At 69.9% G+C, this 25,642-nt stretch carries 15 protein-coding genes and 2 pseudogenes; 11 read left to right on the top strand and 6 right to left on the bottom strand.

Annotated elements, in window-relative coordinates:
* Together ACFZBU_RS45700 and ACFZBU_RS45695 are read right to left on the bottom strand one after the other, a co-directional pair.
* A pseudogene (locus tag ACFZBU_RS45700) lies at positions 1 to 181 on the bottom strand (M4 family peptidase); the annotation flags it as partial.
* 251 nt (positions 182 to 432) lie between these two features.
* Positions 433 to 1,233 carry a restriction endonuclease gene (locus ACFZBU_RS45695; protein WP_391589748.1) on the bottom strand — a complete coding sequence of 267 codons (801 nt, stop codon included), beginning with the start codon at positions 1,231 to 1,233 and terminating at the stop codon, positions 433 to 435.
* A gap of 423 nt (positions 1,234 to 1,656) precedes the next feature.
* On the opposite strand from ACFZBU_RS45695, the gene ACFZBU_RS45690 reads away from it, so the two are divergent.
* Positions 1,657 to 1,827, top strand: a complete 171-nt coding sequence (locus tag ACFZBU_RS45690; RefSeq protein WP_380002274.1) for a DUF5670 family protein — start codon at positions 1,657 to 1,659, stop codon at positions 1,825 to 1,827.
* Between the two features lie 217 nt (positions 1,828 to 2,044).
* On the opposite strand, the gene ACFZBU_RS45685 is transcribed toward ACFZBU_RS45690, so the two are convergent.
* Together ACFZBU_RS45685 and ACFZBU_RS45680 are read right to left on the bottom strand one after the other, a co-directional pair.
* Positions 2,045 to 3,097, bottom strand: a complete 1,053-nt coding sequence (locus tag ACFZBU_RS45685) for a YihY/virulence factor BrkB family protein (RefSeq protein WP_391589747.1) — start codon at positions 3,095 to 3,097, stop codon at positions 2,045 to 2,047.
* A 226-nt stretch (positions 3,098 to 3,323) separates the two neighbouring features.
* On the bottom strand, positions 3,324 to 4,055 hold the full coding sequence (locus ACFZBU_RS45680) for an SDR family NAD(P)-dependent oxidoreductase (RefSeq protein WP_391589746.1): 732 nt from the start codon (positions 4,053 to 4,055) through the stop codon (positions 3,324 to 3,326).
* A gap of 96 nt (positions 4,056 to 4,151) precedes the next feature.
* On the opposite strand from ACFZBU_RS45680, the gene ACFZBU_RS45675 reads away from it, so the two are divergent.
* Both ACFZBU_RS45675 and ACFZBU_RS45670 read left to right on the top strand, forming a co-directional pair.
* A complete protein-coding gene (locus ACFZBU_RS45675) occupies positions 4,152 to 5,000 on the top strand; it encodes a LysR family transcriptional regulator (protein ID WP_391589745.1) in 849 nt (282 codons plus the stop codon).
* Between the two features lie 463 nt (positions 5,001 to 5,463).
* The gene (locus ACFZBU_RS45670) at positions 5,464 to 5,694 is read left to right on the top strand and encodes a hypothetical protein (protein ID WP_391589744.1); all 231 of its coding nucleotides are present in this window, start codon (positions 5,464 to 5,466) and stop codon (positions 5,692 to 5,694) included.
* Between the two features lie 289 nt (positions 5,695 to 5,983).
* Here the strand turns inward: ACFZBU_RS45670 and ACFZBU_RS45665 are convergent, their stop codons facing one another.
* Both ACFZBU_RS45665 and ACFZBU_RS45660 read right to left on the bottom strand, forming a co-directional pair.
* A complete protein-coding gene (locus tag ACFZBU_RS45665; protein WP_391589743.1) occupies positions 5,984 to 7,549 on the bottom strand; it encodes a DEAD/DEAH box helicase in 1,566 nt (521 codons plus the stop codon).
* A 370-nt stretch (positions 7,550 to 7,919) separates the two neighbouring features.
* Entirely contained in the window at positions 7,920 to 8,126 is a 207-nt protein-coding gene (locus ACFZBU_RS45660; protein WP_355548848.1) for a cold-shock protein, read from the bottom strand.
* A gap of 332 nt (positions 8,127 to 8,458) precedes the next feature.
* Here ACFZBU_RS45660 and ACFZBU_RS45655 point away from each other — a divergent pair, with 332 nt between their 5' ends.
* The 8 genes and pseudogenes from ACFZBU_RS45655 (at position 8,459) to ACFZBU_RS45620 (ending at position 25,603) form a co-directional block, all read left to right on the top strand.
* On the top strand, positions 8,459 to 9,106 hold the full coding sequence (locus tag ACFZBU_RS45655; RefSeq protein ID WP_391589742.1) for a hypothetical protein: 648 nt from the start codon (positions 8,459 to 8,461) through the stop codon (positions 9,104 to 9,106).
* A 330-nt stretch (positions 9,107 to 9,436) separates the two neighbouring features.
* Positions 9,437 to 9,883 (top strand): annotated as a pseudogene (locus ACFZBU_RS45650) ((2Fe-2S)-binding protein); the annotation flags it as partial.
* Between the two features lie 177 nt (positions 9,884 to 10,060).
* Positions 10,061 to 10,600 (top strand): EF-hand domain-containing protein, encoded by a 540-nt coding sequence (locus tag ACFZBU_RS45645; RefSeq protein WP_391589741.1) that lies wholly within the window; start codon positions 10,061 to 10,063, stop codon positions 10,598 to 10,600.
* A 100-nt stretch (positions 10,601 to 10,700) separates the two neighbouring features.
* Positions 10,701 to 20,096: an amino acid adenylation domain-containing protein gene (locus ACFZBU_RS45640; RefSeq protein ID WP_391589740.1), complete on the top strand. Its 9,396-nt coding sequence runs from the start codon at positions 10,701 to 10,703 to the stop codon at positions 20,094 to 20,096.
* 58 nt (positions 20,097 to 20,154) lie between these two features.
* Positions 20,155 to 21,807, top strand: coding sequence for a phytoene desaturase family protein (locus ACFZBU_RS45635; RefSeq protein ID WP_391589739.1), 1,653 nt, complete (start codon positions 20,155 to 20,157; stop codon positions 21,805 to 21,807).
* A gap of 44 nt (positions 21,808 to 21,851) precedes the next feature.
* Entirely contained in the window at positions 21,852 to 23,513 is a 1,662-nt protein-coding gene (locus ACFZBU_RS45630) for a phytoene desaturase family protein (RefSeq protein WP_391589749.1), read from the top strand.
* The gene (locus tag ACFZBU_RS45625; RefSeq protein ID WP_391589738.1) at positions 23,503 to 24,558 is read left to right on the top strand and encodes a zinc-binding dehydrogenase; all 1,056 of its coding nucleotides are present in this window, start codon (positions 23,503 to 23,505) and stop codon (positions 24,556 to 24,558) included. Before ACFZBU_RS45630 ends, ACFZBU_RS45625 begins: the two co-directional genes overlap by 11 nt.
* Positions 24,559 to 24,682: 124 nt before the next feature.
* Positions 24,683 to 25,603 carry an RNA polymerase sigma-70 factor gene (locus ACFZBU_RS45620; RefSeq protein WP_391589737.1) on the top strand — a complete coding sequence of 307 codons (921 nt, stop codon included), beginning with the start codon at positions 24,683 to 24,685 and terminating at the stop codon, positions 25,601 to 25,603.
* Positions 25,604 to 25,642: the final 39 nt, after the last annotated feature.

Below are 25,642 nucleotides of genomic sequence, written 5' to 3'. Positions count from 1 at the left end.
CCTTGGCGAGACTGTCCAGGCCGCTGGCGGCCGCCCGGTCGGCGGCGGATACCGCGAGTGCCTGGGGGTTGGCGGGGGGAGGGGACGGGTCGGCGCCGGCCGAGGAAGAGCCGGCCGCGCCGATCGCGAGTCCGGCGAGCATGGCCAGGACGGTCCCGGCCGTGGTCGTTCTGCGGTTCATCGAGGCTCCTTGGGTGGGGGCATGCCTCGACCACGTCGCCGGCTTGCGCCGCGACGCCTTGTGAGCGACGCGGGTGACCGTGCAGGCCGGGTTCGTGCCCGAGCGAGCGAAACACTCACACGGGGATGGGGAGGTGGTGAAGCGATCGACGGGAATCGGCTAGTTCTGGCAAATGCCCACGGTGCGAAGCCGGCGGCAGGAACGGGAGTTCGGCGCGTGGGCGTCGCCCGGGGCGGAGTGCGGGCGACATGTCAGTCGCAATGCGCCGCCGTAGTCGACTCGGGCCACACCTCGGCGCCCGGGACGGCCGCTGCGGCAGCATCTGTCGGAACGTCCGCTCCACCGAGCAGCATTGTCGAAAGATCGGTACCCGACATCCATCGGCCCAGGGCCCGCCGGTCGATGGTCACGATGTCCTGGGCTCGGGCAAGCCGGCGAGCGGGCGCGGTGAACCGGGAATTGGTGACGAGCACCGCGACGTCGGCATCGTGCACGGGTCGCGCCGTCCCGACGAAGCGTTGCATGTCGGGGCTGCCCACGGCGCGGGTCCTGCCGAGCCGCTTGCATTGGATGACGAGGCTGCGTCCGTCGGGAAGCCGGGCGACGACGTCCGCCCCCAGGTCGCCCGCGCCACCGCTGACCTCCACGTCGAGGCACGCGTCACGACGGCACAACTCCGCGACGTGTTCCTCGAATCGGGCTCCGGTCATGGCATCGACGGCGGCGAACGAGACCGCACGCGCTCGCGAACCGGCCCGCGTACGCGGCGCCCATCGCCGCCGCTCGGATCGCACCACCGGGCGAAGCCCGCCGCATGCGTACAACGCGCCTATCACCAACACCGCGACGACCACGATCGCTGCCAGCAGGTCCCACTCCTGCTGCACACCGCAATACGCCGCGACGAGACACACGGTCGGCGCCAACCACCAGAACACTTGGTCGTACCGGACGAGTCCACCGGGACGTGCCGTCCGACCGGGGCCGCTCCCGAGTGGTCCTCGACCGGGCGCGGCTCCCGAGTCGTCGATCGTGGGACGTATCGTGCTCACAGTCCGCTCCCTGTTCCGTACCCGAGCCGCGGATTCGCCACGGCGGACCATCCGGCGTCCCGTGTTCCCACCCGGCGCCGTGCCCGGCCGACTCGTGCCCGCGGCGCAACTCGCCGATGTGCCAACGACGTTCAAGCCTTCTTGTCGCTGCCCTCGATCGCCGATTCCAACCAGGGGTTCGAGCATGTTCGCAGAAGTGCGGGCGGGCGGATCGCCCGACCACACCCGGGAGGCCGCGACCGCGACCCCCGATCTCGCCGGTGCCCGGTCCGGTGCCCGGTGCCCGGGCACGGCGTCCGGTGTCCGGTGCCCGGCGGGGCGAAGGTGAAGATCCCTTCTTTCCCGGAAAGCCTTTCAGAAACTCGTGATTTACCTGGAATGCGTGCGGAGGGGTGGGGCACACGTTGGGGCGGAGGTAAACACATGATTCCCCTTCTGGTGGTCCTGCTTCTCGCCCTGATCCTCTTCGGTGCCGGCTTCGCGCTCAAGGCCCTGTGGTGGATCGCCGTGATCGTTCTGGTCGTGTGGGCTTTGGGCTTCGTCTTCCGCTCTGCGGGTGCGGGTGGCCGTCGCGGCCGCTGGTACCGCTGGTAGGGAGATCCGCCCCTCGCTCTGCATCGAAAGGTGGGGTGTGGCCGGGTTCGTCAGTCCGAACCCGGCCACACCCCGCCTTTTCCGTTCTCCCGGTGCCTCCTTTTTATTCTGTTGTGAAGGTTTCCCGATTTACGATTTCCGATTTACCGCGGAACCCCGACTCGGCCGGGAAGCGGGCGTGCAGAGTGGGCGGTCGGGACTGGCCGGGCGGGCGTGGTCAGGGCTTGTCTTGCATGCGGCGGCGCTCGTCGGCGCTCCACGCGCGGGTGTCCCTCGGTCGCACGTACGGCTCCTCGTCCTCGGGCAGGCCGCCGGCGATCGCGCGCCGGCGGGCCAGTTCGGCGTCGAATTCGAGTCCGAGCAGAACGGCGAGGTTGGTGATCCACAACCAGACCAGGAAGATGATCACTCCCGCGAGTGTCCCGTACGTCTTGTTGTACGAGGCGAAGTTCGCGACGTAGACGGCGAAGCCGGCCGAGGCGACCATCCAGATCGCCAGGGCGAGGAAGCTGCCGGGGGTCACCCACGTGAAGCCGCGGCCCTCGGCGTTGGGCGCGGCCCAGTACAGGATCGCGATCATGATCGTCACGAGCAGGACCAGGACCGGCCACTTCGCGATCGACCACACCGTCAGCGCGCTGTCGCCGATCCCCAGGGCCGTGCCCACCTGTCGGGCCAGACCACCGGTGAAGACCACGATCAGCGCACTGGCACAGGCCAGAATCATCAACGCGACGGTCAGACCGAGGCGCAGCGGGAGAACCTTCCACACCGGCCGACCCTCGGGCATGTCGTAGACGGCGTTGGCGGCCCGGATGAACGCGGCGACATAGCCGGAGGCGGACCACACGGCGACCACCAGGCCCACGACCGCCAGGAGCGACCCCAGACCGCTGTTGTTCTGCAACTGGCGTACCGCGTCGCTGATCACGTCGCGTGCCGACCCCGGAGCCAACTTTTGCAGGTTGTCCAGTACCCGATCGGTGGTCGACTCGCCGGCGATTCCCAGCAGGGACACCAACACCAGCAGGGCGGGGAACAGCGCCAGTACACCGTAGTAGGTCAGCGCCGCGGCGCGATCGGCGAGTTCGTCGTCCTTGAACTCCTTCACCGTGCCACGCAGCACGGCCGACCAGGCCCGTTTGGGTAGCTCGGTGGGATGGTCGGGCTCCCGCTCCTCGACATGCTCGGGGGGACCGACGCCGAGATCACGATCGGCGTCGTCACGGTTGTCGGCATCCTCGTTTTCCGGCCGCGGTTCGCGTGTCATGCCCGACGGGTTTCCGGCACGGCCCCAGTCATGCCGAGTTTGGGACAATTCGGTCCGGCGCGGGCGGTGGGTGTGGCCGCCTTGGCGTCCTGGTCGTTCGGTTCCAATGGGCGTCGTTCGGTTCCAATGGGCACAGGGGCACTGGATGTCTTGATCGGATGCGGAACCACCGGCCGCCCCCGACGCGGGCGAACGCCTCGCGCGGGGGACGGCAACCGCGCGCACATCACCAGGGCACTGCGCCGGCGTCCTCGAAGAACCCGCCGGTCGGACCGTCGTCGGGCAGGGTCGCGAGCTTGATGGCGATCGCCGCGCCCTGTTCGGGGGTGCGCACGCCGCGGAAGCCGTTGAGGTCGGTCGCGACGAAGCCGGGACAGCCGGCGTTGATCAGCACGTTCGTACCGCTCAACTCCCGGGCGTACTGAAGGGTGACGGCGTTCAGGAACGTCTTCGACGGCGCGTAGGCCACGGCGACCGGGCCCGTCGTCTGCTCGCCGGCGGTCCCCGACTGCCGGGTGAGGGAACCGACGCTGCTGGACATGTTCACGATGCGCGGTGCGGAAGAGCGGCGCAGCAGCGGCATCATCGCGTTGGTGACGCGGATGACGCCGATCACGTTGGTCTCCACGACCGTCCGGATGACGGCGGGATCGACCCGGGTGGGTTCCTGCGGCATGCCACCGGTGATGGCGGCGTTGTTGACGAGCACGTCGAGGCGCCCGGCCCGCTGCTCGATCAGCCGGGCGGCGGCGGTCGCGCTCGCATCGTCGGTCACGTCCAGCGGTACGCCGAACGCGTCGATGCCGGCCGCGCGAAGCTTCTCCACCGCGGTCTCCCGGCGCTGCTCGTCGCGGGCGCCGACGCCGACGCTCCAGCCGAGCGCACCCAGCCCGACCGCGATCTCGTACCCGATTCCCTTGTTCGCGCCGGTGACCAGCGCAATCGTTCGTTCACTCATGGGAACGATGCTGCTCCGGACCCGGCCGAGGGGTCCAACACCGATTGGGTGGGGGACGATACCGCCCGGGTATCGATCCGGCGTTAGCATGGCTGCGTGGAGACCCGGGAACTGCGCTACTTCGTCGCCGTCGCCGAAGAGTTGCACTTCGGGCGCGCCGCGCAGCGGCTCGGGATCGCGCAACCGCCGCTGTCGCGGGCGATCCGGCAACTGGAACGGCGGCTCGGGGGAGCGCTGCTGAACCGTACGAGCCGCACCGTCACGCTGACCGAGGCCGGCTCGGTGCTGCTGGCCGAGGGTCGGGAGGCCCTGGCGGCGGTCGATGCCGCCGAACGTCGGACCCGCCGCGCGGCCTTGGCCGCGACCGGCCGTCCCGGCCTGGTCCTGGCCGCGAAAGCCGGCGCCTCGAGCGAACTGCTGGCGAAACTGCTGGACGCCTACGCCGCGGAACCGGATGCGGTCGCGGTCGACGTGGTGCTGTGCGGCCCGGCCGAGCAGGAACGCCTGCTGCGCGAGGGGCGGGCCGACGTGGCCCTGCTGCACCGGCCGTTCGACTCGACGGTCGGGTTCGACACCGAAGAGCTCGGTACGGAGGGCCAGGTCGTGGTCCTGCCGGCCGGGCATCCGCTCGCCGTCCGGACCCACGTGCACATGGCCGACATCACCGCGCTGCCGGACCTGCCCCTGCCCCGCTGGCCCGGCGTCGACGGCACCTACCCTCCCGGCCCGGGACCGCAGGTCCGAGACCATGCCCAGTTGTTGCAGCTGGTCGCGCTCGGCCGCGCCTGCACGGTCTCACCGCAGTCCTGCCGAGCCCAACTGCACGGGGACGTCGTCGCCGTACCCGTACTGGACGCGCCGCCGGTCACGACCGTGATCGCCTGGCCGCCGCACAGCCGGTCCAGAGCCGTCGCCGACCTGATCCGGACCGCGACCCGCCTGTAGTAGCGCGGCGCCGACCGTAGGCACCGTGAGCGCGCCGGCGGGGCCGAAAATCTATCCCGGCGGAATCAGACATCGGGGAGTCGGTGAACGTGTTTTCTGTCGCGGCCGGGCGTGTCTCGGTTCGGAGGGGTGCCGGAGAGGGCAGCAGCGAGGCGCGCGGTGGCGCCGATATCGACGGGCGCCACCCTCGCGAAATCTGTCATGCCCGAGATAGACATTCGCGCCCGACGTGGCTAATCTTCCCGATGTCGAAACCGAAGGAAACGTCGAACAGACGTGGGCAGATGACGAACTGCCAACCGGGCTTCGCAGCCGGTGGATGGTGAGACAACCCCTACCCGGACCCCGGTGCCACGGCATCGGGGTCCTCGTCATGAGCGGGAGCCCCTACCCGCAACGCCGCGGAGCCCGCGACGAGGAAACCGCTCGGGCCGTGGGCCCACTCGACGATCGGAGGCAGGCGATGGAGCGAGACCCGGGGGACATGGCCGCCCTGGCGCGGCGGTTGGCCGCTGCGGCGGAGCAGTTGCTCCTGGCCGTCAAGGGCATGGACGACCTCGGCTGGTCGACCGACTCGTACAGCAGGTCCCACCTGCGCGACGTCGCGAACTGTCTCACGAGCAGCGCCACCCGGATCGCCGCTCTGCATCACGGGCGCGACCCCGCGAACGACGCGGCCGGGCAGGCGCCTTGACGGAGACGACACGTCCCGTACGGCAGGATTCGGCGGCGGGTCGAACCGGTCGACCTCGACCCGTAGGGAACTCCGCGAGCAAGTGCCGGTCGGGGCCAGGCCGATGAGGGCCCGGGCACGAGCCCTGTGCCGGTCACCGTTGGACGCCGCTGTTCCGTCGAGGCGGCGAAAGGTCGTGAAGACGGAGAAGCATCCCGAAGAGCACGAAAGACCCTGAAGTTTCCGGCCATGCCCGCCCGTCGGGCGGGTGTGGCCGGAAACTTCAGGGCCGGATGTCGCGGTGCGCGGGTCAGGCGGCGGTGGCCGCGCGGGGCGCGGGGCGGCCGGCCGGGCCGGAGCGGCGGGCCTGGGCGGAGCCGCTGCGGCGTCCGCGTGAAGAGGAACCGCTGCCGGTACGGCGGGGGCGGTCCACCACCGGCGCGGTGATGACGACCGGGATTCCGGAGGGCGCCTGGGCGCCGGTGATCCGGGTCAGTTCGGCCTCGCCGGAGCGGACCTGGGTGGTCTGCGGCGTGATCCCGGCGTCGGACATCAGGCGGACCATCTGGCGGCGCTCGCCGGGCAGGACCAGGGTGACCACACTGCCGGACTCGCCGGCGCGGGCGGTACGACCGCCGCGGTGCAGGTAGTCCTTGTGGTCGCTGGGCGGGTCGACGTTGACGACCAGGTCGAGATTGTCCACGTGGATGCCGCGCGCGGCGACGTTGGTGGCGACCAGGACGGTGACGTGGCCGGACTTGAACTGGGTCAGCGTGCGGGTGCGCTCGGGCTGGGACTTGCCGCCGTGCAGCGCGGCGGCGCGGACGCCGCTGTTGAGCAGGTGCGCGGTGAGCCGGTCGACCGCGTGCTTGGTGTCGAGGAACATGATCACCCGGCCCTCGCGGGCGGCGATGTGCGTGGTGGCGGCGTTCTTGTCCGATCCCTGCACGTGCAGCACGTGGTGCTCCATCGTGGTGACCGCACCGGCCGACGGGTCGACCGAGTGCACGACCGGGTCGTGCAGGTACTTGCGCACCAGCAGGTCGACGTTGCGGTCCAGGGTGGCGGAGAACAACATCCGCTGGCCGTCGGGGCGTACCTGGTCCAGGAGTTCGGTGACCTGGGGCATGAAGCCCATGTCGGCCATCTGGTCGGCCTCGTCCAGGACGGTGACACCGACGTCGGCCAGCACGCAGGCACCGCGGTCGAGGAGGTCCTTGAGCCGGCCGGGCGTGGCCACGACCACCTCGGCGCCGGCCCGCAGCGCGGTGATCTGGCGGCCGATCGGCATGCCGCCGGTCACCGTGGCCATCCGCAGTCGCAGCGAACGGGCGTACGGGGTAAGGGCGTCGGTGACCTGCTGGGCCAGCTCACGGGTGGGCACCAGGACCAGCGCGAGCGGGTGCTTGGGCTCGGCGCGCCGGCCGGCGGTGCGGGCGAGCAACGCCAGGCCGAAGGCCAACGTCTTGCCCGACCCGGTCCGACCCCGGCCCAGCACGTTGCGGCCGACCAGCGAGTTCGGCAGCGTCGCCGCCTGGATCGGGAACGGCTCGGTCATGCCCAGGCCGGTCAGCGTCGCCAGCAACTCGGACGGCATGTCCAACTCGGCGAAGGAGGCCACGGCGGGCAGCGCCGGGGTGATGGTCACCGGAAGCGCGAACTCCCCCCGGGCGCCGGAGGAGCGACGGCCGTAGCCGCCGGAACCGCCGGAACCGCCCGAACGGCCGTAGCCGCCGGAGCGGCCCGAGGCGCCGGAACGGCCGTAGCCGCTGCCGCTGCCGCCGGCGGCCGAACGGGTGTAGCCGCCGGTGCCGCCGCTACGGCCGCGGGAGGAGGAGCTGTACGAAGAATTGGTGGAGCGGGCATTCGGGTTCACGGGGAACCTTCCTCGACACGGCACGCACCGCGGAGACCCGGCAGCCGAAAGCCGCGCAAGGTATCACGAGAACGAGCCGAAATGAAAAGCAGAAACGAAGTGGGGCGAAGGAATTCGCGCGCACACACTTCGAAAGGCGCGGCGCCGTGGAAAAAGCGGCCGGCTGGAGCGGACTGCAAAGTCCGGGGGCGGTGGGCGGTGCGCGGTCGTAAGCCGTCGGCTGCCGCCTGCCGGGCGGGGGTGCTGCGATGCCTGCCGTCGCCACGACCTCGGGAAAGGGGGACGAGCGGCCTGCGGGAAAAATACGAACGCCGTACCGGGGCCCGCGACCTCACGGTGCGGCGGGCCCCGGTACGGACGCCGAAAAGCGTCAGGCGGGAACGATGTTCTCCGCCTGCGGGCCCTTCTGGCCCTGGGTGACGTCGAAGGAGACCTTCTGGCCCTCCTGGAGCTCACGGAAGCCCTGGGCAGCGATGTTCGAGTAGTGGGCGAAGACGTCGGGGCCGCCGCCGTCCTGCTCGATGAAGCCGAAGCCCTTTTCCGCGTTGAACCACTTCACGGTGCCTGTGGTCGACATGTCGTTCTCCTTAGTCTGGGAAGCAGTACCGGAATCCACACAGTGCGATTCCGCGTCGCCGCAAGGAGCCCACCCGGAGATGACCGGCCAAACAAAAAATGCACCCGCGGATCACGCCCGTCAGGTGCACACAAAGTTCATGGGTACCACAACTGCAACTGAGATCAACATAGCACGGATACCGCCGGCTTCGTGGACGCCGCGGATCAACCGGCTCCGATGATCGGGGATTTCGGGGGACGGCGAACGCGGCCCCGCCATCCCCGCGGCCCACCGAGGGGATGGCGGGGCCGGGCCGGGTCGGCGTCGGAGGCGGCTGTTACCTTCCGGCCATGTTGACTGAAGGCACGGACGACGCCGTGCACGGAGTGGCTTTGGTCGAGCGGGTCATCGAGGTGGTTCGGCAAAACCCCGGGGCCTCCGCGCTGTCGTACGCGGACGTCCCGTGGGTGAGTGGTGGCGTGGCCCGGCCGATGGCCGCCGACGCGGCGGCCGTGGCGGCGTTTCCGTCCGGCCGCCCGCTGTCGCCGAGCCTGCGGGCCTGGCTCGGGTACGACACGAGCCTGCTCGAACGTTACGACTGGTTCGACGCCGACGGAGGCCTTGCGCCGCGCAGGCTCGACGAGTTGGTGGCCGACGAGTTGGGCGACATGTGGGGCGACCTGTATACGCTCATCGCCGACCGCTTCCCCGAATGCTTCCTCCTCCCCGGCGGTTCGGACTCCCGCCGCCTCCTGGCCGTCACCGAACCCGACCGGGAAGGCGAGTACCCGGTCCTCGCCGTCGATGTCGACGACCTGCCGTTCGTCGGCCTGATGTACCCCGGCTTCGACGTCTACCTCGGCAACACCGCCGGACTGATCGAGCACGAATACGAGTCCTATACCGGCCTGATGGACGATCCGCGCTACACCCGCCGCATGCACCACCACGCGGCCCGCTCCTTCGGCGGCGACAGCTGCTTCGAGTACCCGTTCTGAACACGGCCCGCCCCCCGTGATCCGGTTCAGGTGACCAGTGGGATGAAGAGGGTGTCGACGATCTCCTCGATGGCCGACGACGACCCCCGCGCGCACCGGGACCGCCGACCGAATGCCGACGGTGCGCTGCGTGGATGGGGATCTCGGATTATTATCGTGAATTCTGAAAGTGGATGAATTCCGAAGGTGATTTCATGCGTTTCCGGAATTCTCCGGCCGGAGTGATATACCTGATCCGCCGGAAGTGAATCCAGGAGGATCGCTTGGGATTGTCACGCGTGTACGGGAAGGCGATCAGTCAGGGGCCGACCCCCGCCGCTGCGGCACTACCTGCACGCCGAGATCCACTCGCCGCGGTTCGGCCTGCGGATGTACACGCTGGTGATGCCGACCGCGATCGCGCCGAACCGGATGCAGCTCCGGCAGTCGAACCGCATCGCACTGACCGAGCCGTCGTGGCCGGTGACGCCGCGCCTCGCCCGGGCGGTGACCCGGGCCGCCACGCGCGTGCTGGAGCGTCCGCTGTTCCGATCGAGCTGCGCCTTCACGGCTGCCGACTTTCCGATCTGGGACCACAAGCGATACCAGCAGCCCCCGCGGCTCGGCCCCGGTGACGGGCCCATCGGCGCTTTCCGCCGCTGGGCCCGCCGGTTCCATTCGCCGGGCCCCGTCGAGCAGACGAGCGGCGTCGACGGCTTCCCGATCACCCTCGAAGCCTCCCGTGAAACCTCCCTCGAACAGGTCGCACCCGAGCGAGTGAATTCGTCGGGAGTGTGAACGCCCCACGGGCGGATCGGTCCGGACGGGGGTGAGGATCCTCGGCGGCGCGACCGTGCGTATCCGCCCGGGCATTCCGTGGGTTCCGCGACTTGCCGTATATGTTTCATCACGCAGTGCAACCAACCGTATGTGCGCGGGCTTCAAGGGTCCGCGACGACAGAGAGGAACACCGTGTTGTCAGCGTTCATTCAGGAGAAGCCCCGGCACATGTTCGCGCTCTTCGACGTCGACGGGAACGGCGTCGTCACGGCGGACGACTTCCGGGAGCGCGCGGACCGCATCGTCGAGCAGTTTCCCGACGCGGACCCGCAGAAGGTCCAGGCCGTGCGGCGGCAGTACGCCGACCTGTGGCAGGAACTGGCCGAGGCGGCCGACGCGGACGGGGACGGCAAGGTCACCGAGAGCGAGTTCACCGCGGTGCTGGAATCGGCGAGCCCCCAGGCGGCGGCCGCCACGATCGGGCGCCACATGGCCGAGTTCACGCTCGCGGACACGAACGGCGACGGCCACCTCGACCGGCGGGAGATCGTCCCCCTCCTGAAGGGCTACGGCGTTCAGGCAAGCCGGGTCGACACCGTCATGTCCGTCCTGGACAAGGACGGCGACGGGCGCATCTCCGGTGACGAATACGCCGCCATGCTGCGCGACGTGTACGTCGGCACCGAACCGTCGGCTCCCGGGGTCGACCTCTTCGGACGCCTCAGCGACGTCTGACCCGCCTGGCGGCACGCGACCGCCCGTCGCAGTGACGACGGGCGGTCGCCTGTGTCCGCGATGCCGCGCACCGGACCACGACCCACGGATGTTTGTGACCATGACAGTTACGACGAACGCCGGCCGCCGCGAGAAGATCGCGGTCATCGGTATCGGTTGCCGGCTGCCGGGCGGCGCGTGCGATCACCGGACGTACTGGCGGAACGTGATCGAGGGCAGGGACTGCATCACGCCCACCCCGGCCGACCGGTACGACCTCGGGACGCTGCTCAGCCGAGACACCGCCAAGTCCGGGCGGTTGGTGGGCGGTCGTGGCGGCTACATCGACGGGTTCGACACCTTCGATCCGGCGTTCTTCGGCATCAGCCCGCGCGAAGCGGAGCACATGGATCCCCAGCAGCGCAAACTGCTGGAGGTCGCCTGGGAGGCACTCGAGGACGGCGGCCAACGTCCCGCCGAACTGGCGGGCAGTGAAGTCGGCGTGTTCGTCGGCGCGTTCACCCTCGACTACAAGATCCTGCAGTTCGCCGACCTCGGCTTCGAGACGCTGGCCGCACACACCGCCACCGGCACCATGATGACCATGGTGTCGAACCGCATCTCGCACTGCTTCGACTTCCGCGGCCCCAGCCTCTCCGTCGACACCGCGTGCAGCTCCTCCCTGGTCGCCGTCGACCTGGCATGTCGGAGCCTGCTGCGCGGCGAGAGCAGCCTCGCGCTCGCCGGCGGCACGCTGCTGCACATGGCCCCGCAGTACACCATCGCCGAGACCAAGGGCGGCTTCCTGTCCCCCGACGGCCGGTCGTGCACCTTCGACGCCTCGGCGAACGGCTACGTGCGCGCCGAGGGTGTCGGCCTGGTCGTGCTCAAGCGCCTGGAGGATGCCCTGCGCGACGGCGACCCGGTCCATGCGGTGATCGTCGGCAGCGGGGTCAACCAGGACGGCCGCACGAGCGGTATCACCGTGCCCAGCCCGGATGCCCAGGTGGCGCTCATCGAGCGGGTTTGCGCCGAGGCCGGCATCACCCCCGGCGATCTGCAATACGTCGAGGCGCACGGCACCTCGACGCCGGTCGGCGACCCGATCGAGGCGGCGGCGCTGGGCCGGGCCCTGTCGATCGGGCGCGAGCCGGGGAACAGGTGCTACGTCGGCTCGGTCAAGCCGAACATCGGACACACCGAATCGGCCGCCGGGATCGCCGGACTGATCAAGACCGTTCTGTGCCTCGAGCACCGGGTGATCCCGCCGCACATCAACCTGGAGCGGATCAACCCCGCCATCGACCTCGCGTCGCTGCCGTTCGAGATCCCGACCGAGCCGACCGAGTGGCCGGAACACCAGGGACCGGCCCGAGCCGGGGTGAACGCGTTCGGCTTCGGCGGCACCAACGCGCACGTGGTGCTGGAGGAAGCGCCGAAGGCGCCGGCGCGGCAGAGCGGCGACGAGGCCGACGCGCCCGGGACCTGCACGATCCTGCCGTTGACCGCGCGGGACCCGGCCGCGCTGCCGGAACTGGCCGCGGCGATCCGGCAGGAACTCGCGGGCGTCGGCGCCGACGGCTCGCGCGTGTCGCCGGCCGACCTCGGCCACACGTTGGCGCACCGTCGCCAGCACCTGGAGTCGCGGCTGTCCGTCGTGTACTCGTCGCGCGCGTCGCTGGAGGAGGCCCTGGACGCGTACCTGCGGCACGAGGAGCACCCCCGGGTGCTCGCGGACCGGAGTCGGGACGGGCTGGGGCGACGCCTGGTCTGGGTGTTCACCGGGATGGGGCCGCAGTGGTGGGCGATGGGGCGTCAGCTGTTCGAAAGCCGACCGGTCTACCGCGAGGCGGTCGAGCAGTGCGACCGCGAGATCGCCGAACTCACCGGCTGGTCGCTGGTCGAGGAACTCGCCGCCGACGAAGCCGATTCCCGGATCGCCGAGCCCTGGCTGGCCCAACCGGCCAACTTCGCCCTGCAGGTCGGCCTCGCCGCGCTGTGGCGCGCGCACGGAGTGCGGCCCGACGCCGTCGTCGGGCACAGCACCGGCGAGATCGCGGCCTTCCACGAAGCCGGCGTCTACAGCCTCCGGGACGCGGTCGCGATCGCCGTGCACCGCAGCCGTCTCCAGCAACGACTGGTGGGAACCGGCACCATGCTCGCGGTGAGCCTGCCCGCCGCCGAGGCGATGCGCCGGTTGCGGCCGTACGGCGACCGGGTGTCGCCGGCCGCGTTCAACAGCCCGACCTCGGTCACCCTCGCGGGTGACCGGGACGCACTGGGGCAACTCGCCGACGAACTGCACGCCGAACAGGTCTTCGCCAAATTTCTCACCGTGCAAGTGCCTTACCACAGCGCGCGGATGGCCCCGATCAAGGACGAACTGCTGTCCTCGCTCGCGGATCTGAAGCCGCAGGCCGCGCAGATCCCGGTGTACACGACCGGCCGCGAGGGCACCGCACACGGCACCGAACTGGACGCCGGCTACTGGTGGGAGAACGTCCGGGGCAGCGTGCACTTCCGCGCCGCGGTCGACCGTCTGGCCGAGGACGGCTACGGCGTCTTCCTGGAGATCGGCCCGCACCCCGTACTCGGCCACGCGATCCGGGAGTGCCTCGCCGCCCGTGAGGTCGAGGCGCGGACGCTGCCCTCGATCCGCCGCGGACGGGACGAACCCGAGTGCTTCACCGGGTCGCTGGCCGCGTTGCACAACCTGGGATTCGAGATCGCCTGGGACGTGCTGCAGCCCACCGGCCGGCCGGTGGCGCTGCCGCCCTATCCCTTCAGGCGGGACCGTTACTGGACCGAGCCCCGCCCGGTGGAACAGATCCGGCTCGGCCGGCTCGACCACCCGCTGCTGGGCCGTCGCACGTCTCATGCCGAACCCACGTGGGAGGCCAGGCTCGACGTCGAGACGGCGCCCTACCTGGGCGACCACCGCATCCAGGGCAACGTGGTGTTCCCCGCGGCGGGATACCTGGAGATGGCCGCACAGGCGGTGCGTGCCATGACCGGCGGTACCGACGCCACCCTGGCCGATATCGAACTGCGCAAGGCCCTGTTCCTGCCCGACGGCGAGTCCGCGACCGTGCAACTGTCCTTCGCGCGCGAGGGCGCCGCGTTCACCGTCGCCGGCATCACGGGCGACGGCCGGGAGCCGGCCGTGCATGCGAGCGGGATCGTACGAGCCGGGCAGCGCCGCCGACTCGGCGGGACACTCGATGCCGACGCGATCCGGGCACGCAGCACCATTGGGCTCGACAACGGCGAATGCTACGCGGCGCTGGCCGCCCGGGGCTATCACTACGGGCCCGCGTTCCAGGGCATCGAGCAGGTGTGGACCGGCCCCGACGAGGCGCTGGCCCGGATCCGTCCGACCGCGCCGCTCGGCGACGACGCCGCCCGCCACCATGTGCATCCGGTGTTGCTCGACGCCTGCTTCCAGACCCTCCTGACGCTGCGGCCGGGTCCCGCAGGCGCGGACGAACGGGACGACGCCGTCCTGCTGCCGCTGTCGATCGACGAGGTACGCATCGACCCCGTCGGCGACCAGCCGCTGTGGGCACACGCGACGGTCCGGAAACGCGGCGCCGGCGAACTCGTCGGGGACATCGCCCTGTACGCCGACAGCGGTGTGCCGCTCGGCCTGGTCAGCGGCTTCCGCGCGGGCGACGTCGAGCGGGCGGCGACCACGGTCGGCCTGAACACCATCGACGGCTGGCTCGCCGACGTGACCTGGGTCGACCGGCCGCTCGACCCGAGCGAGAGCACGGCCGACCGCGAAGTGGCCCACGACTGGCTGGTGTTCGCCGACGCGCAGGGTGTCGCCGACGCATTCGCGGCCGCGGTGGCCGCGGTCGGCGGGCGCTGCCGGCTGGTCCGTCCGGGCAGTGGCTACCGCAGGGCGGACGAGGGACACGCGTGGACGGTCGCGCCGGGCTCCGCCGAGGATCTGACGCGGCTCTTCGCGGATCTGCGCGAGGTTGCGGGCGCGTTGCCCGGCAACGTCGCGCACCTGTGGAACCTCGACCTGCCGCGGTTCGCCGCGACCGACCGGCAGACCCTCGACCCGCGCGCGTCCCAACGGCAGGCCGACACCGATACCGGCACCTACTCGCTGATCACGCTTGCTCAGGCGCTGTCCCGCGAACTGCCGGACGCCGGGCTGCACATCGTCACCCGCGGAACGCAGGCCGTGGTACCGGGTGACGCGGTCGAGCCGCCGGCCGCGCCGGCCTGGGGCATCGGCCGAGTGCTGCGGCAACAGGAGCCGACCGCCCGCCCGGGCAAGCTCATCGACCTCGACCCGGCCCTGGCGGACGATGCCGAGGCACGCCGAGCCGAGGCCGCGGCGCTGTTGCGCGAAGTGTCGGTCCACGACGAGGACGAGATCGCCCTGCGCGGCGACCGCCGGTACACCAGCCGACTGGCGCCCGCCACCGGTCTCACCCGCCCGCTGCCGCTGCGCCTGCGCGCGGACGGCACGTACCTGGTGACCGGCGCCTTCGGCGCTCTCGGCCGGCTGCTGTGCCGCACGCTCGTCAAGCGTGGGGCACGCCGACTGATCCTGATCGGCCGCACGGCCCTGCCCGAACGCGAGCGGTGGCACGAGAGCGACCCCGATACCGCGGCCGGCCGGAACGTACGCTTCGTCAAGGAGCTCGAAGCGCTCGGAGCCCACCCCGTGCCGGTGACGCTGGACATCACCGACGAGGGCGCCCTGGCCGCGTGGCTGGCCCATCACCGGCACACCGACTCACCGCCGATTCGCGGGGTGTTCCACCTTGCCGGACAGGTACGCGACGCACTGCTGCCGGGCATGGATCGGAACGTCTTCCACAGCGCATACGACCCCAAAGCGGTGGGTGGGCTGCTGCTGCACCACCTGCTGCGCGACGAACCGCTCGAACACTTCGTGCTGTTCTCGTCGATCGCCTCGCTGCTCACCACCGCCGGACAGACCAACTACGCGGCCGGCAACGCCTTCCTGGACGCGCTCGCGCACCACCGCCGCAGCCACGGTCTGCCGGCGCTGAGCGTCAACTGGGGTCCGTGGGCGACCGGCATGATCGAGGAACTCGGGCTGGTGGAGCACTACCGCACCAGCCGCGGGATGAATTCGCTGTCCCCGGACACCGGCATGGCGGTGCTGGAACGGGTCATCGGCCAGGACCGCGCCCAGTTGCTGGTCGCCACCGTCGTCGACTGGCCGACCTTCCTGGCCTGGTACCCGTCGCCGCCGCGGCTGGTCGCCGAACTGGCCGTGGCGAGCGATCGGCACACCGCCGCCGAGGACGACACCTTCCTCGACACCTTCCGCGCCGCCGGCGCCGAGGAACGCGCGCGGATGTTGACCGAACGCTTCACCGCGCTGGTGGCGGGCGTGCTGCGGATGAACGCGCAGGGCGTCGGCCCGGCCGACACGCTGGGCGCGCTCGGACTCGACTCGCTGCTCGCGATGGAATTGCGCGCCCGGATCAACGCGGAATTGGGGGTCGCGCTGCCGGTGGTGGCCCTGCTCGGCAACGCGTCGGTGGCCGAACTGGTCGCGCAGGTACACGCCGGACTGGTCGACCTGCCCGCCACGAACACGGCGGAAGCCGGCGACGTGGAGGTCGAACTGTACGACGACGACCGGCAGTTCCCGTTGACGCACAACCAGAAGGCGCTGTGGTTCCTCAAGCAGCTCAATCCGGACGGTTTCGCGTACAACATCGGCGGTGCGGTCGAGGTGCGCGTCGAGCTCGACCCCGAACTGATGCTCGCCGCCTTCACCGCCATGATCGAACGCCATCCGCTCCTGCGCGCCAACCTCGTCATGCACGACCGGCAGCCGGTGCAGCGGATCTCGGAGCGGATCACGCCCGACTTCGGCGTGTTCGACGTGCAGGACCGGGAATGGGACGACATCCGGCGGATGATCATCCGCGAGTACCGCAAGCCGTACGACCTCGAACGCGACCCGCTGGTGCGCTTCCGGCTGTTCAAGCGTGAGCGGGAGCGCTGGGTGATCATGAAGGCGGTCCATCACGTCGTCTCCGACGCGATCTCCACCTTCACCTTCATCGAGGAACTGCTCGCGGTCTACGAAGGACTTCGGCACGGCCGCCCCGCCGAGCTGCCGCCGGTTCCGGCCCGCTACCTCGACTTCCTCAATCGGCAGAACCGGTTCCTGGCCCGCCCCGACGCGCAGCGGATGCTGGACTACTGGCGAAGCCGGCTGCCGGCGGAGGTGCCCGTCCTCAACCTGCCCACCGACGGGCCCCGCCCCGCCGTGCAGACCCACAACGGCGCCTCCGAGTTCTTCGTACTCGACGAGGACCTGAGCTCACGCGTGCACGCGCTGGCGCGCGAGCACAACGTGACCGTGTTCATGGTGCTGCTGAGCGCCTACTACCTGCTGCTGCACCGCTACAGCGGACAGGACGACGTCATCGTCGGCAGCCCCGTGACGGGCCGTACCCACGAGGACTTCGGCTCCGTCTACGGGTACTTCGTCAACCCGCTTCCGCTGCACGCGGACCTTGCCGGCGAGGCGTCCATCGCCGAACTCCTGGCACAGGTGCGCGACACCGTTCTGGGCGCCCTGGACAACCAGGAGTACCCGTTCGTCCTGCTGGTCGAAGAACTCGGTCTGCGGCACGATCCGAGCCGCTCTGCGGTGTTCCAGGCGATGTTCATCCTGCTCACCCACAAGGTCGCCACCGAGCAGTACGGCTACCGCCTGGAGTACATCGAACTCCCGGAGGAGGAAGGTCAGTTCGACCTGACGCTGTCGGCCTACGAGGACGAGGCCGAGCACCGCTTCCACTGCGTGTTCAAGTACAACACCGACCTCTTCCGGCACGAGACGATGCGGCGGATGGCCGCGCACTACGTCAATCTGCTGAATGCCCTGACGCAAAAACCGCCGGCCCACCCGGCGACCCGGCTGCCCATGCTCGACGCCTCCGAGCGCGAGCGCATCATCGGTGAGTGGAGCGGGGTCGGGCGCCGAACCGCCCACGACGTGCCCGTGCACGAGCTGTTCCGCCGCGCGGCGGCCGCCCGGCCCGAGGCGGTCGCCGTGTCGGCCCCGCAGGAGGCGGGTGCCGGGCGGCGGATGACGTACGCCGAGGTCGAGGCGGAATCCGCCGCTCTCGCCCAACGATTGCGCGGGCTGGGCGTGCGCGAGGGCACGGTGGTGGCGCTCTGTCTGGACAAGACACCGGCCTTGATCGTCACGCTGCTCGCGGTCCTTCGAGCGGGCGGCGCGTACCTGCCGCTGGATCCCGGGTATCCCGCCGATCGGCTCGCCTACATGGTGCGCAACGCCGGGGCCTCGCTGGTCGTCGTCGAGGACGAGGGCGGATGGGAGCCGTCGACTTCGGCAGGCGCCGAGGTGCTGACCCTGGACGAGCTCCACCGCGCACCCGTCGCCGGCTCGGAGCCGGCTGCCCCGGTCGACCCGGAAACCCCCGCGTACGTCATTTACACCTCCGGCTCGACCGGGCGGCCCAAGGCCGTCCGGGTCAGCCATCGCAACCTCGCCTCGGTGTACGGCGGATGGCGCGAGGAATACCGGCTCGACACCGACGTCCGCGTTCATCTCCAGCCGGCGAACCCCTCGTTCGACGTCTTCACCGGCGACCTGGTCCGTGCGCTGTGCTCCGGCGGCACGCTGGTGCTGGTCGGCCGTGACCTGCTGTTCAACACGGCTCGCCTGTACGAGACGATGCTCGCCGAGCGGGTCGACTGCGGCGAATTCGTGCCTGCGGTCGTGCGCGCCCTGATGCGCCATTGCGAAAGCCGGGGCCGGCGACTGGACTTCATGCGACTGCTCATCGTCGGCTCGGACACGTGGAAGGTCGAGGAGTACCGCCGCCTTCGCGGTCTGTGCGGCCCGCGGACGCGCCTGGTCAACTCCTACGGGCTCACCGAGGCGACCATCGACAGCACCTGCTTCGAAGGCCCGACCGACGCGCTGGAGCCGAGTCGGATCGTGCCGATCGGGCGACCGTTCCCCAACAGTGCCCTCTACATCCTGGACGGGCACGGCGAACCGGTGCCACCGGGTGTGCCGGGCGAACTGTGGATCGGCGGCGACGGCGTGGCCGCCGGCTACGTGGGCGACCCGGAGCAGACCGCGCAGCGCTTCGTCACCCTGACCCTGAGCACCGAGTGCGATGCGCGCCCGGTACGGCTGTACCGCACCGGCGACCTCGCCTGCTGGACGACCGACGGCTGCGTGCAACTGCTCGGCCGCACCGACGCGCAGATCAAGGTGCGCGGCCACCGGGTCGAACTCGGTGAGATCGAAGCGCGGCTGGCCACGTGGCCCGACCTGGACCAGGTGGTGGTGACCGTACGCCACGACCCCCAGGGCGAAGCCGTGCTGTGCGCCTACTGCGTTCCGGTGGCCGGTGTGCCGCTGGACCAGCGCGCGCTTCGCCGGCATCTCGCCGAGTACCTGCCGACGTTCATGATCCCGACGCACCTCGTCGAACTGCCCGCGCTGCCCCTGTCGTCGAACGGCAAGGTCGATCCGGCCGCGCTGCCGCCGCCGCGGTTCGACGAGCGGCACGAGGCGCCGGACCCGCCGTCGACGCACTACGAGCTGCGGATGGCGGAGCACTGGACGACCCTGCTCGGTCGGGAACGGGTGGGCCTCCGGGACGACTTCTTCGAACTCGGCGGCAGCTCGATCAAGCTGATCGAGCTGATCCACCGACTCCAGGAGGAGTTCGGCATCACCGTGCCCGTGAGTGAACTCTTCCGGATCACCACCCTGCACGGCATGGCCACGGCCGTGGAGCGGATCGACACCGGCCTGATCACCGACGAGCGGCCCTACCTCCGGTTCAACGACGGCGACGGGCCCCGGCTCTTCTGCCTGCCGCCGGCCGGCGGACACGGGCTGGTCTACCGGCAGTTCGCCGTGCACCTGCCGGAGTACCGCCTGACCGCGTTCAACCACCTGCACGGTGACGACAAGACCGAGCGCTACACCGACCTGATCGAGTCGCTCCAACCCGAGGGTCCCTGTGTCCTGCTGGGCTACTCGCTCGGCGGCAACCTCGCCTTCGAGGTGGCCAAGGAACTGGAGCGGCGCAAACGCGAGGTCGCGCACGTGATCATCATCGACTCCTATCGCATCCACACGTCCTTCTCGCCGACCGACGAGCACCGCGAAGCCTTCGAGCGCGAGCTCCGAGAGCACCTGCGCAAGCACACCGGCTCGGAGACCGTCACCAAGGAGACGCTCGAACAGGCCCGGGAGTACATCGACTTCTGCGGACGCACCCCCAACGCCGGGACGGTGGCGGCTCCGGTCAGCGTGATCTCCGACGAGCACAAGGCGGAGTTCTACGCTGCCGGCCGAGAGGGCACATGGCACGAGAGTTCGACCACGCGCACGGCGGTTCTCCGGGGGTCCGGCGTACACGCCGACATGCTCGACCCGGACCACCTTCCTGCCAACACCGACCTGGTGCGCGCCATTCTGACCGGAGCCGGAGGGCCGACACCACCGTGCTGACGCACCAGGAGCCGCTCCCGCACCCCCTGCGACCACGTACCGACGGGGTCGATCCTCGATGACGGGTGACAGCGAGCCGGACTGGACCGCCCTGGGCCAAGCCCCGGGCGCCAAGCCCCGGGTGCTCATCATCGGCGCGGGTGTCGGCGGCATGGCCACCGGCTGCTACGCGCAGATGAGCGGGATGCAGACACGCATCCTCGAAAAACACGTCCTGCCCGGCGGCTGCTGCACCGCCTGGGGGCGTGACGGCTACCTCTTCGACTACTGCATCGAGTGGCTGATCGGCACGGGCTCCGGCAACGACGCGGCCCGGATCTGGCGCGAACTCGGCGCTCTCGACGGCAAGTCGGTCACCAACTTCGAGATGTTCAACCGGATCGTCGACGAGGACGGGCGGTCGGTGACGTTCTACAACCACCCCGACCGGCTGGAGCGGCACCTCCTGGAGATCTCGCCGGCCGACGCACGGCCCATCCGTGCCTTCTGCCGCGACCTGCGGCGGTTCATCGACTTCAACCACCACCCCTTCCTGACCGCGCCTCCGTTGCGGACGATGCGCGAGAGGCTCGGCACACTGCGCACCGTCCTGCCGCGCTTCGCCCTGCTCTGGCGCACCTCCGCCACCACCATGGAGTCCTTCTGCGGCAGGTTCCAGGACCCGCTCCTGCGCCGTGCCTTTCCCTACATCTTCTTCCAGGACCACGAGGTCTTCCCCCTGCTGCCCTACCTGTTCAACATGGCCGGCGCCTACCACGGCAACGCCGGCTTCCCGCAGGGCGGATCGCTGGGCCTGTCGCGTTCCATCGAGGAGCGCTACACCTCGCTGGGCGGCCGGATCACCTATCGTGCCCGCGTCGCCGAAATCCTCGTCGAACAGGGCCGCGCGATCGGCGTGGAACTCAAGGACGGCACCAGGCAGTACGCCGACCACGTCGTCTCGGCCTGCGACGGCTACACCACGATCCACGGTCTGCTGGGCGGGCGGTACACCAACCCGACGATCGACACCCTCTACACCGAGACCCTGCACAAGCCCGAACTCGTGTATCCGGGCGTGGTCTCCACGTTCGTCGGCCTGGTCGGCGACGTCCCCGACGCGCCGCACAGCACCACCTATCTGCTGTCCCCCCGAGACAGCGCCGAACTGCCCGCCGTGCAGCAGAAGAGCATCGTGGTGCAAATGCGTTCCCGCTATTGCGACTCCTTCGCGCCACCGGGCAGGTCGGTGATCCACTGCACCTACTTCAGCGACTTCGCCTACTGGAAGACCCTGCGCACCACCGATCGCAGGCAGTACCGCGCGCGCAAGGCCAAGGTCGCCGACTTCGTCCGCGACTTCCTGGATCGGCATCATCCGGGTATCGGCGAACGTGTCGAGGTGATGGACGTGGCCACACCCGCCACGACCCTTCGCTACACCGGCAACTTCAACGGCAGCATCCTCGCCTGGAAATCCTTCACCGAAGCCGAAGACCTGGCGAACAAGCTGGTCAACCGGGATCGTATGCGGCTGCCGGGTCTGCGCGGCTTCTCCATGACCGGCCAATGGATCGGCGGTGGCGGCCTGATCCGCGCCGCATCGGCGGGCCGCTTCGCCGCACAGTTCCTGTGCGAGGAGCTGGGGCTCGACTTCAAGGCATGGGACAGCCCCGCGGCGGAACCCTGGCATCGCGGCAAGCTGGGCCGGCTGCCCCGACTGGACGTCTGAGGAGTCCCTGGACCATGTCGCGATCGCGATACAGCAGAGAGTCGATGATCATCATCGGGGCCGGTCTCGGCGGCCTGTCCACCGGTTGCTACGCGCAGATGAACGGCTACCGGACCCACATCCTCGAGATGCACGAACTCCCCGGTGGCTGCTGCACCGCCTGGGACCGCGGCGATTTCACCTTCGACTGCTGCATCAGCTGGCTCCTGGGCAACGGTCCGGGCAACGAGATGCACCGGATCTGGCTCGAACTCGGCGCCTTGCAGGGCAAGCAGATGCGCCACTTCGACGTCTTCAACATCGTGCGCGGCCGAGACGGCAGAGCGGTCTACTTCTACTCGGACCCGGACCGTCTGGAGCGCCATCTGCTGGAGCTCTCGCCCGCCGACGCCAGGCTGATCCGGGATTTCTGCGCCGGCCTGCGGGCGTTCCGCAAGTGCCTGGCCGTCTACCCCTTTCTCAAGCCGGTCGGCCTGATGGGCCGGTTCGAACGCTGGCGCATGCTGGCCTCGTTCCTTCCCTACGTCAACGTCATCCGCAAGTCGATCACGACACTGATGACGGACTACTCGGCCAGGTTCAAGGATCCGCTGCTCCGGGAGGCGTTCAACTTCATCCTCTACGAGAAGCACGCCGCGTTCCCGGTGTTGCCGTTCTACTTCCAACTCGCCTCGCACGCCAACCTGTCCGCCGGCGTTCCCGAGGGCGGCTCCCTCGGGCTGGCGAAGTCGATCGAGCAGCGCTACCGGCGGCTGGGCGGTGAAGTGACCTACGACGCCAAGGTCGAAGAGGTACTGGTCGAGAACGACCGGGCGGTGGGGGTACGGCTCAGCGACGGACGCGAGTTCCGCTCGGACATCGTCGTGTCGGCCTGCGACGGCCACACCACGACGATGCGCTTCCTGGGCGGCCGCTACCTCAACGACAACTACCGGCGCCTGTACACGAGCACCATCGACGAGCCGGGCATGATCTTCCCCGGATACGTGATGTTGTTCCTCGGTCTCCGACGCGCCTTCCCGCAGAGCGAGCCGTGCACCACCCACCTGTTGGACCAGGCCCTGGCGGCGAAGCTGACCGGCCTGCGCCACGCGAGTGTCAACGTGCAGTTCCGCAGCAGGCATTACCCGGAACTGTCACCGGAGGCGACCACGGTCGTCTACGCCACCTACTTCTCCGACACCGCTCCCTGGCGCGCCCTGAACGAAGGCCGGCCGGAGCAGAACACCCGCCGGCACCGGGGACGGAAGGTGCACACCCTCCCGCTGCGCCACGGGCGGGACTACTACGCAGCCAAGCATCAGGTGCGGGACGCCCTGGTGACGTTCCTGGACGAGCGGTACCCCGGACTGAGGGACGCGATCGCGGTACGCGACCTGTCCACCCCGCTCACCCAGGTCCGCTACACCGGCAACTACGACGGGACGGTGCTCGGCTGGCAGCCGTTCGTGGAGGGCGGCGAGACCATGGAAGAAGAGATCAAGAAGAACGGACCGACTCTTCCGGGCCTGGCGAACTTCTACCTCTCCGGCGTGTGGGCCACCACCGGCGGGCTGATCCGGGCCGCCGCGGCGGGACGCCACGTCGTGCAGTTCATCTGTCGTGACGACGGCAGGGAATTCACCGCCGACGTCGACGACAGCGCACCACCACCGACCCACGTCATCATTCCCATCACGGACGGACCGGTCAGACATGAAGGTTGAGAAATGGGTGGTACGCGAGCACGCCGAGGGCGTGCCCGACGTCGACCGCATGTACGAGAAGGTGATCGAGGACGTCGACGTCCGGCTCGCGGACGACCAGATGCTCCTCAAGACGCGCTACGTCTCCGTCGACCCCTTCCTGAACGGCCTCGGCCAGGTGACTCCGCTGGGGGATCACGCCCCTGGGCTGTCGATCATGGAGGTGCTCGACGCCGGGCCGGACGCCTCCTTTCGGCCCGGCGACCTGGTGGAGGGATTCGGCGGCTGGCGCACCCATGTCGTCAGCGACGGACGGGCCTACGTGTGGGACACCGGGTTGTTCCCCTTCGATGTCGCGCCCTTCCGCAAGCTCCACCCGGAGCGCCATGACGACGTGCTGCCGATCACGACGGCGTTGGGTGTCATGGGAATTCCCGGCCTGACCGCCTGGGGGACGATGACCAAGTTCTTCACCGTCGAGCCCGGCGACACGGTCGTGGTCAGCGGCGCGACGGGCACCATCGGGTCCCTCGTCGGTCAACTGGCCAAGCGTGCCGGTGCCCGCGTGATCGGCACCACCGGCACCCCGGAGAAGGCGGCGTACCTCGAGGCGCTGGGCTTCGACCACGTGATCCACTACACCCGGGAGCACGACGCCGCACAGGTGCGCGCGGCCATGCGGGAGGCCGCGCCGGACGGTGTCGACAAGTACTTCGACAACATGGGCGGCGCGATCACCGACGCGGTGTTCACCATGCTCAACCGGTACAGCCAGGTGGCGGTGTCGTGGCAGTGGGACTCCACCGTCGGCGGCGACCGGGTGGGCCCGCGTCTGCTGGAGCTGATCATGCGCCCGCGGACCACGATCCGCGGCATCTACGCCCTGGACTGGTACACCGAAGAGGATTTCGCCGCCCTCCATCACGACCTGGGCGGCCCCATCCGTCGGGGTGAGATCACCTACGACCAGACCGTGCACCACGGTTTCGACAACATCCCGCGGGCATACGCGGGCCTGTACGTGAACAGAGCGGACAACCGGGGGAAGCTGCTCGTCGAGGTGTAGGCGATCGGTTTCTCGCTCGGGGGATGCGAAACGCTCTCCCGAGCGAGGCCCCGGCGACCACCGGATCCGACGCCCGCGGACCCCGCCGGGGTGGTGCCCGGCGGGGCCGTGCGGGACTTGTACGGTGGGTTTCGTGACGGCTGACGCGTATCCCGACCCCACCGCGGAGTTCGAGGCGGAACGGGGGCGGCTGTTCGGGATCGCCTACCGGATGCTGGGGTCGGCGGCGGAGGCCGAGGACGCGGTCCAGGACGCATACCTGCGCTGGCACGCGACCGATCGCGGGCACATCGACGCGCCGGGGGCCTGGTTGGCCAAGGTGCTGACGAACCTGTGCCTCAACCGGCTGACGTCGGCGCGGGCGCGACGCGAGGAGTACGTCGGACCGTGGTTGCCCGAGCCGGTGCGGACCGACGCGGGGGCGCTCGGGCCGTTGGAGACCGCCGAGCAGCGGGACGCGGTGTCGATGGCGATGCTCGTGATGCTGGAGCGGCTGTCGCCGCCGGAGCGGGCGGTCGTGGTACTGCGCGACGCGTTCGAGTACAGCCATCGGGAGATCGCCGAGGTGCTGGACTGGCCGGAGGCCAATTCCCGGCAGACGTACCGGCGGGCCAGGCAACACCTGGCGTCCGGGCGCCCGCGTTTCGAGGCTCCCGCGGCGCTGCGATCCGACCTGCTGGCGCGCTTCCTCACCGCGGCGGCCGAGGGAGCGCTCGAACAACTGGAGTCACTCCTCGCGGACGACGTCGTGGCGTGGTCCGACGGCGGCGGCAAGGTCTCCGCGGCGACGCGCCCGGTCTCCGGCCGCGCCAAGGTGGCCCGGTTCCTCATGGGTCTGGTGGAGCGCTTCTCGTCCGGGACGGAGTTCGGCTTCGCCGAGGTCAACGGCGACGCGGCGCTGCTGGGCTGGGAGAGCGGGGTGCTCACCACCGCAGCCGTGGTGGAAGTCGGCGCGGAAGGCATCGCAGGCGTGCGGATCATCCGGAATCCGGAGAAGCTGAAATTCCTCGGAGAACAATGCCGGGAGTTGTCACATAACGCGTAGCCGTCCGGTTCCTTGCTGACGAGGGCGGCGTCGCGGTGG

Source organism: Embleya sp. NPDC008237 (genome assembly GCF_042956465.1).
Classification (GTDB): Bacteria; Actinomycetota; Actinomycetes; order Streptomycetales; family Streptomycetaceae; genus Embleya.
Note: the sequence above shows the minus strand (reverse complement) of the source record. Positions and strands in the feature narration are given on the sequence as shown.

Coding starts and splice junctions, on each gene's coding strand:
- ACFZBU_RS45690 (WP_380002274.1), top strand. CDS start 1,657: ATGATTCCCCTTCTGGTGGTCCTGCTTCTCGCCCTGATCCTCTTCGGT.
- ACFZBU_RS45685 (WP_391589747.1), bottom strand. CDS start 3,097: ATGACACGCGAACCGCGGCCGGAAAACGAGGATGCCGACAACCGTGAC.
- ACFZBU_RS45680 (WP_391589746.1), bottom strand. CDS start 4,055: ATGAGTGAACGAACGATTGCGCTGGTCACCGGCGCGAACAAGGGAATC.
- ACFZBU_RS45670 (WP_391589744.1), top strand. CDS start 5,464: ATGGAGCGAGACCCGGGGGACATGGCCGCCCTGGCGCGGCGGTTGGCC.
- ACFZBU_RS45660 (WP_355548848.1), bottom strand. CDS start 8,126: ATGTCGACCACAGGCACCGTGAAGTGGTTCAACGCGGAAAAGGGCTTC.
- ACFZBU_RS45655 (WP_391589742.1), top strand. CDS start 8,459: ATGTTGACTGAAGGCACGGACGACGCCGTGCACGGAGTGGCTTTGGTC.
- ACFZBU_RS45640 (WP_391589740.1), top strand. CDS start 10,701: ATGACAGTTACGACGAACGCCGGCCGCCGCGAGAAGATCGCGGTCATC.
- ACFZBU_RS45635 (WP_391589739.1), top strand. CDS start 20,155: ATGACGGGTGACAGCGAGCCGGACTGGACCGCCCTGGGCCAAGCCCCG.
- ACFZBU_RS45630 (WP_391589749.1), top strand. CDS start 21,852: ATGATCATCATCGGGGCCGGTCTCGGCGGCCTGTCCACCGGTTGCTAC.
- ACFZBU_RS45625 (WP_391589738.1), top strand. CDS start 23,503: ATGAAGGTTGAGAAATGGGTGGTACGCGAGCACGCCGAGGGCGTGCCC.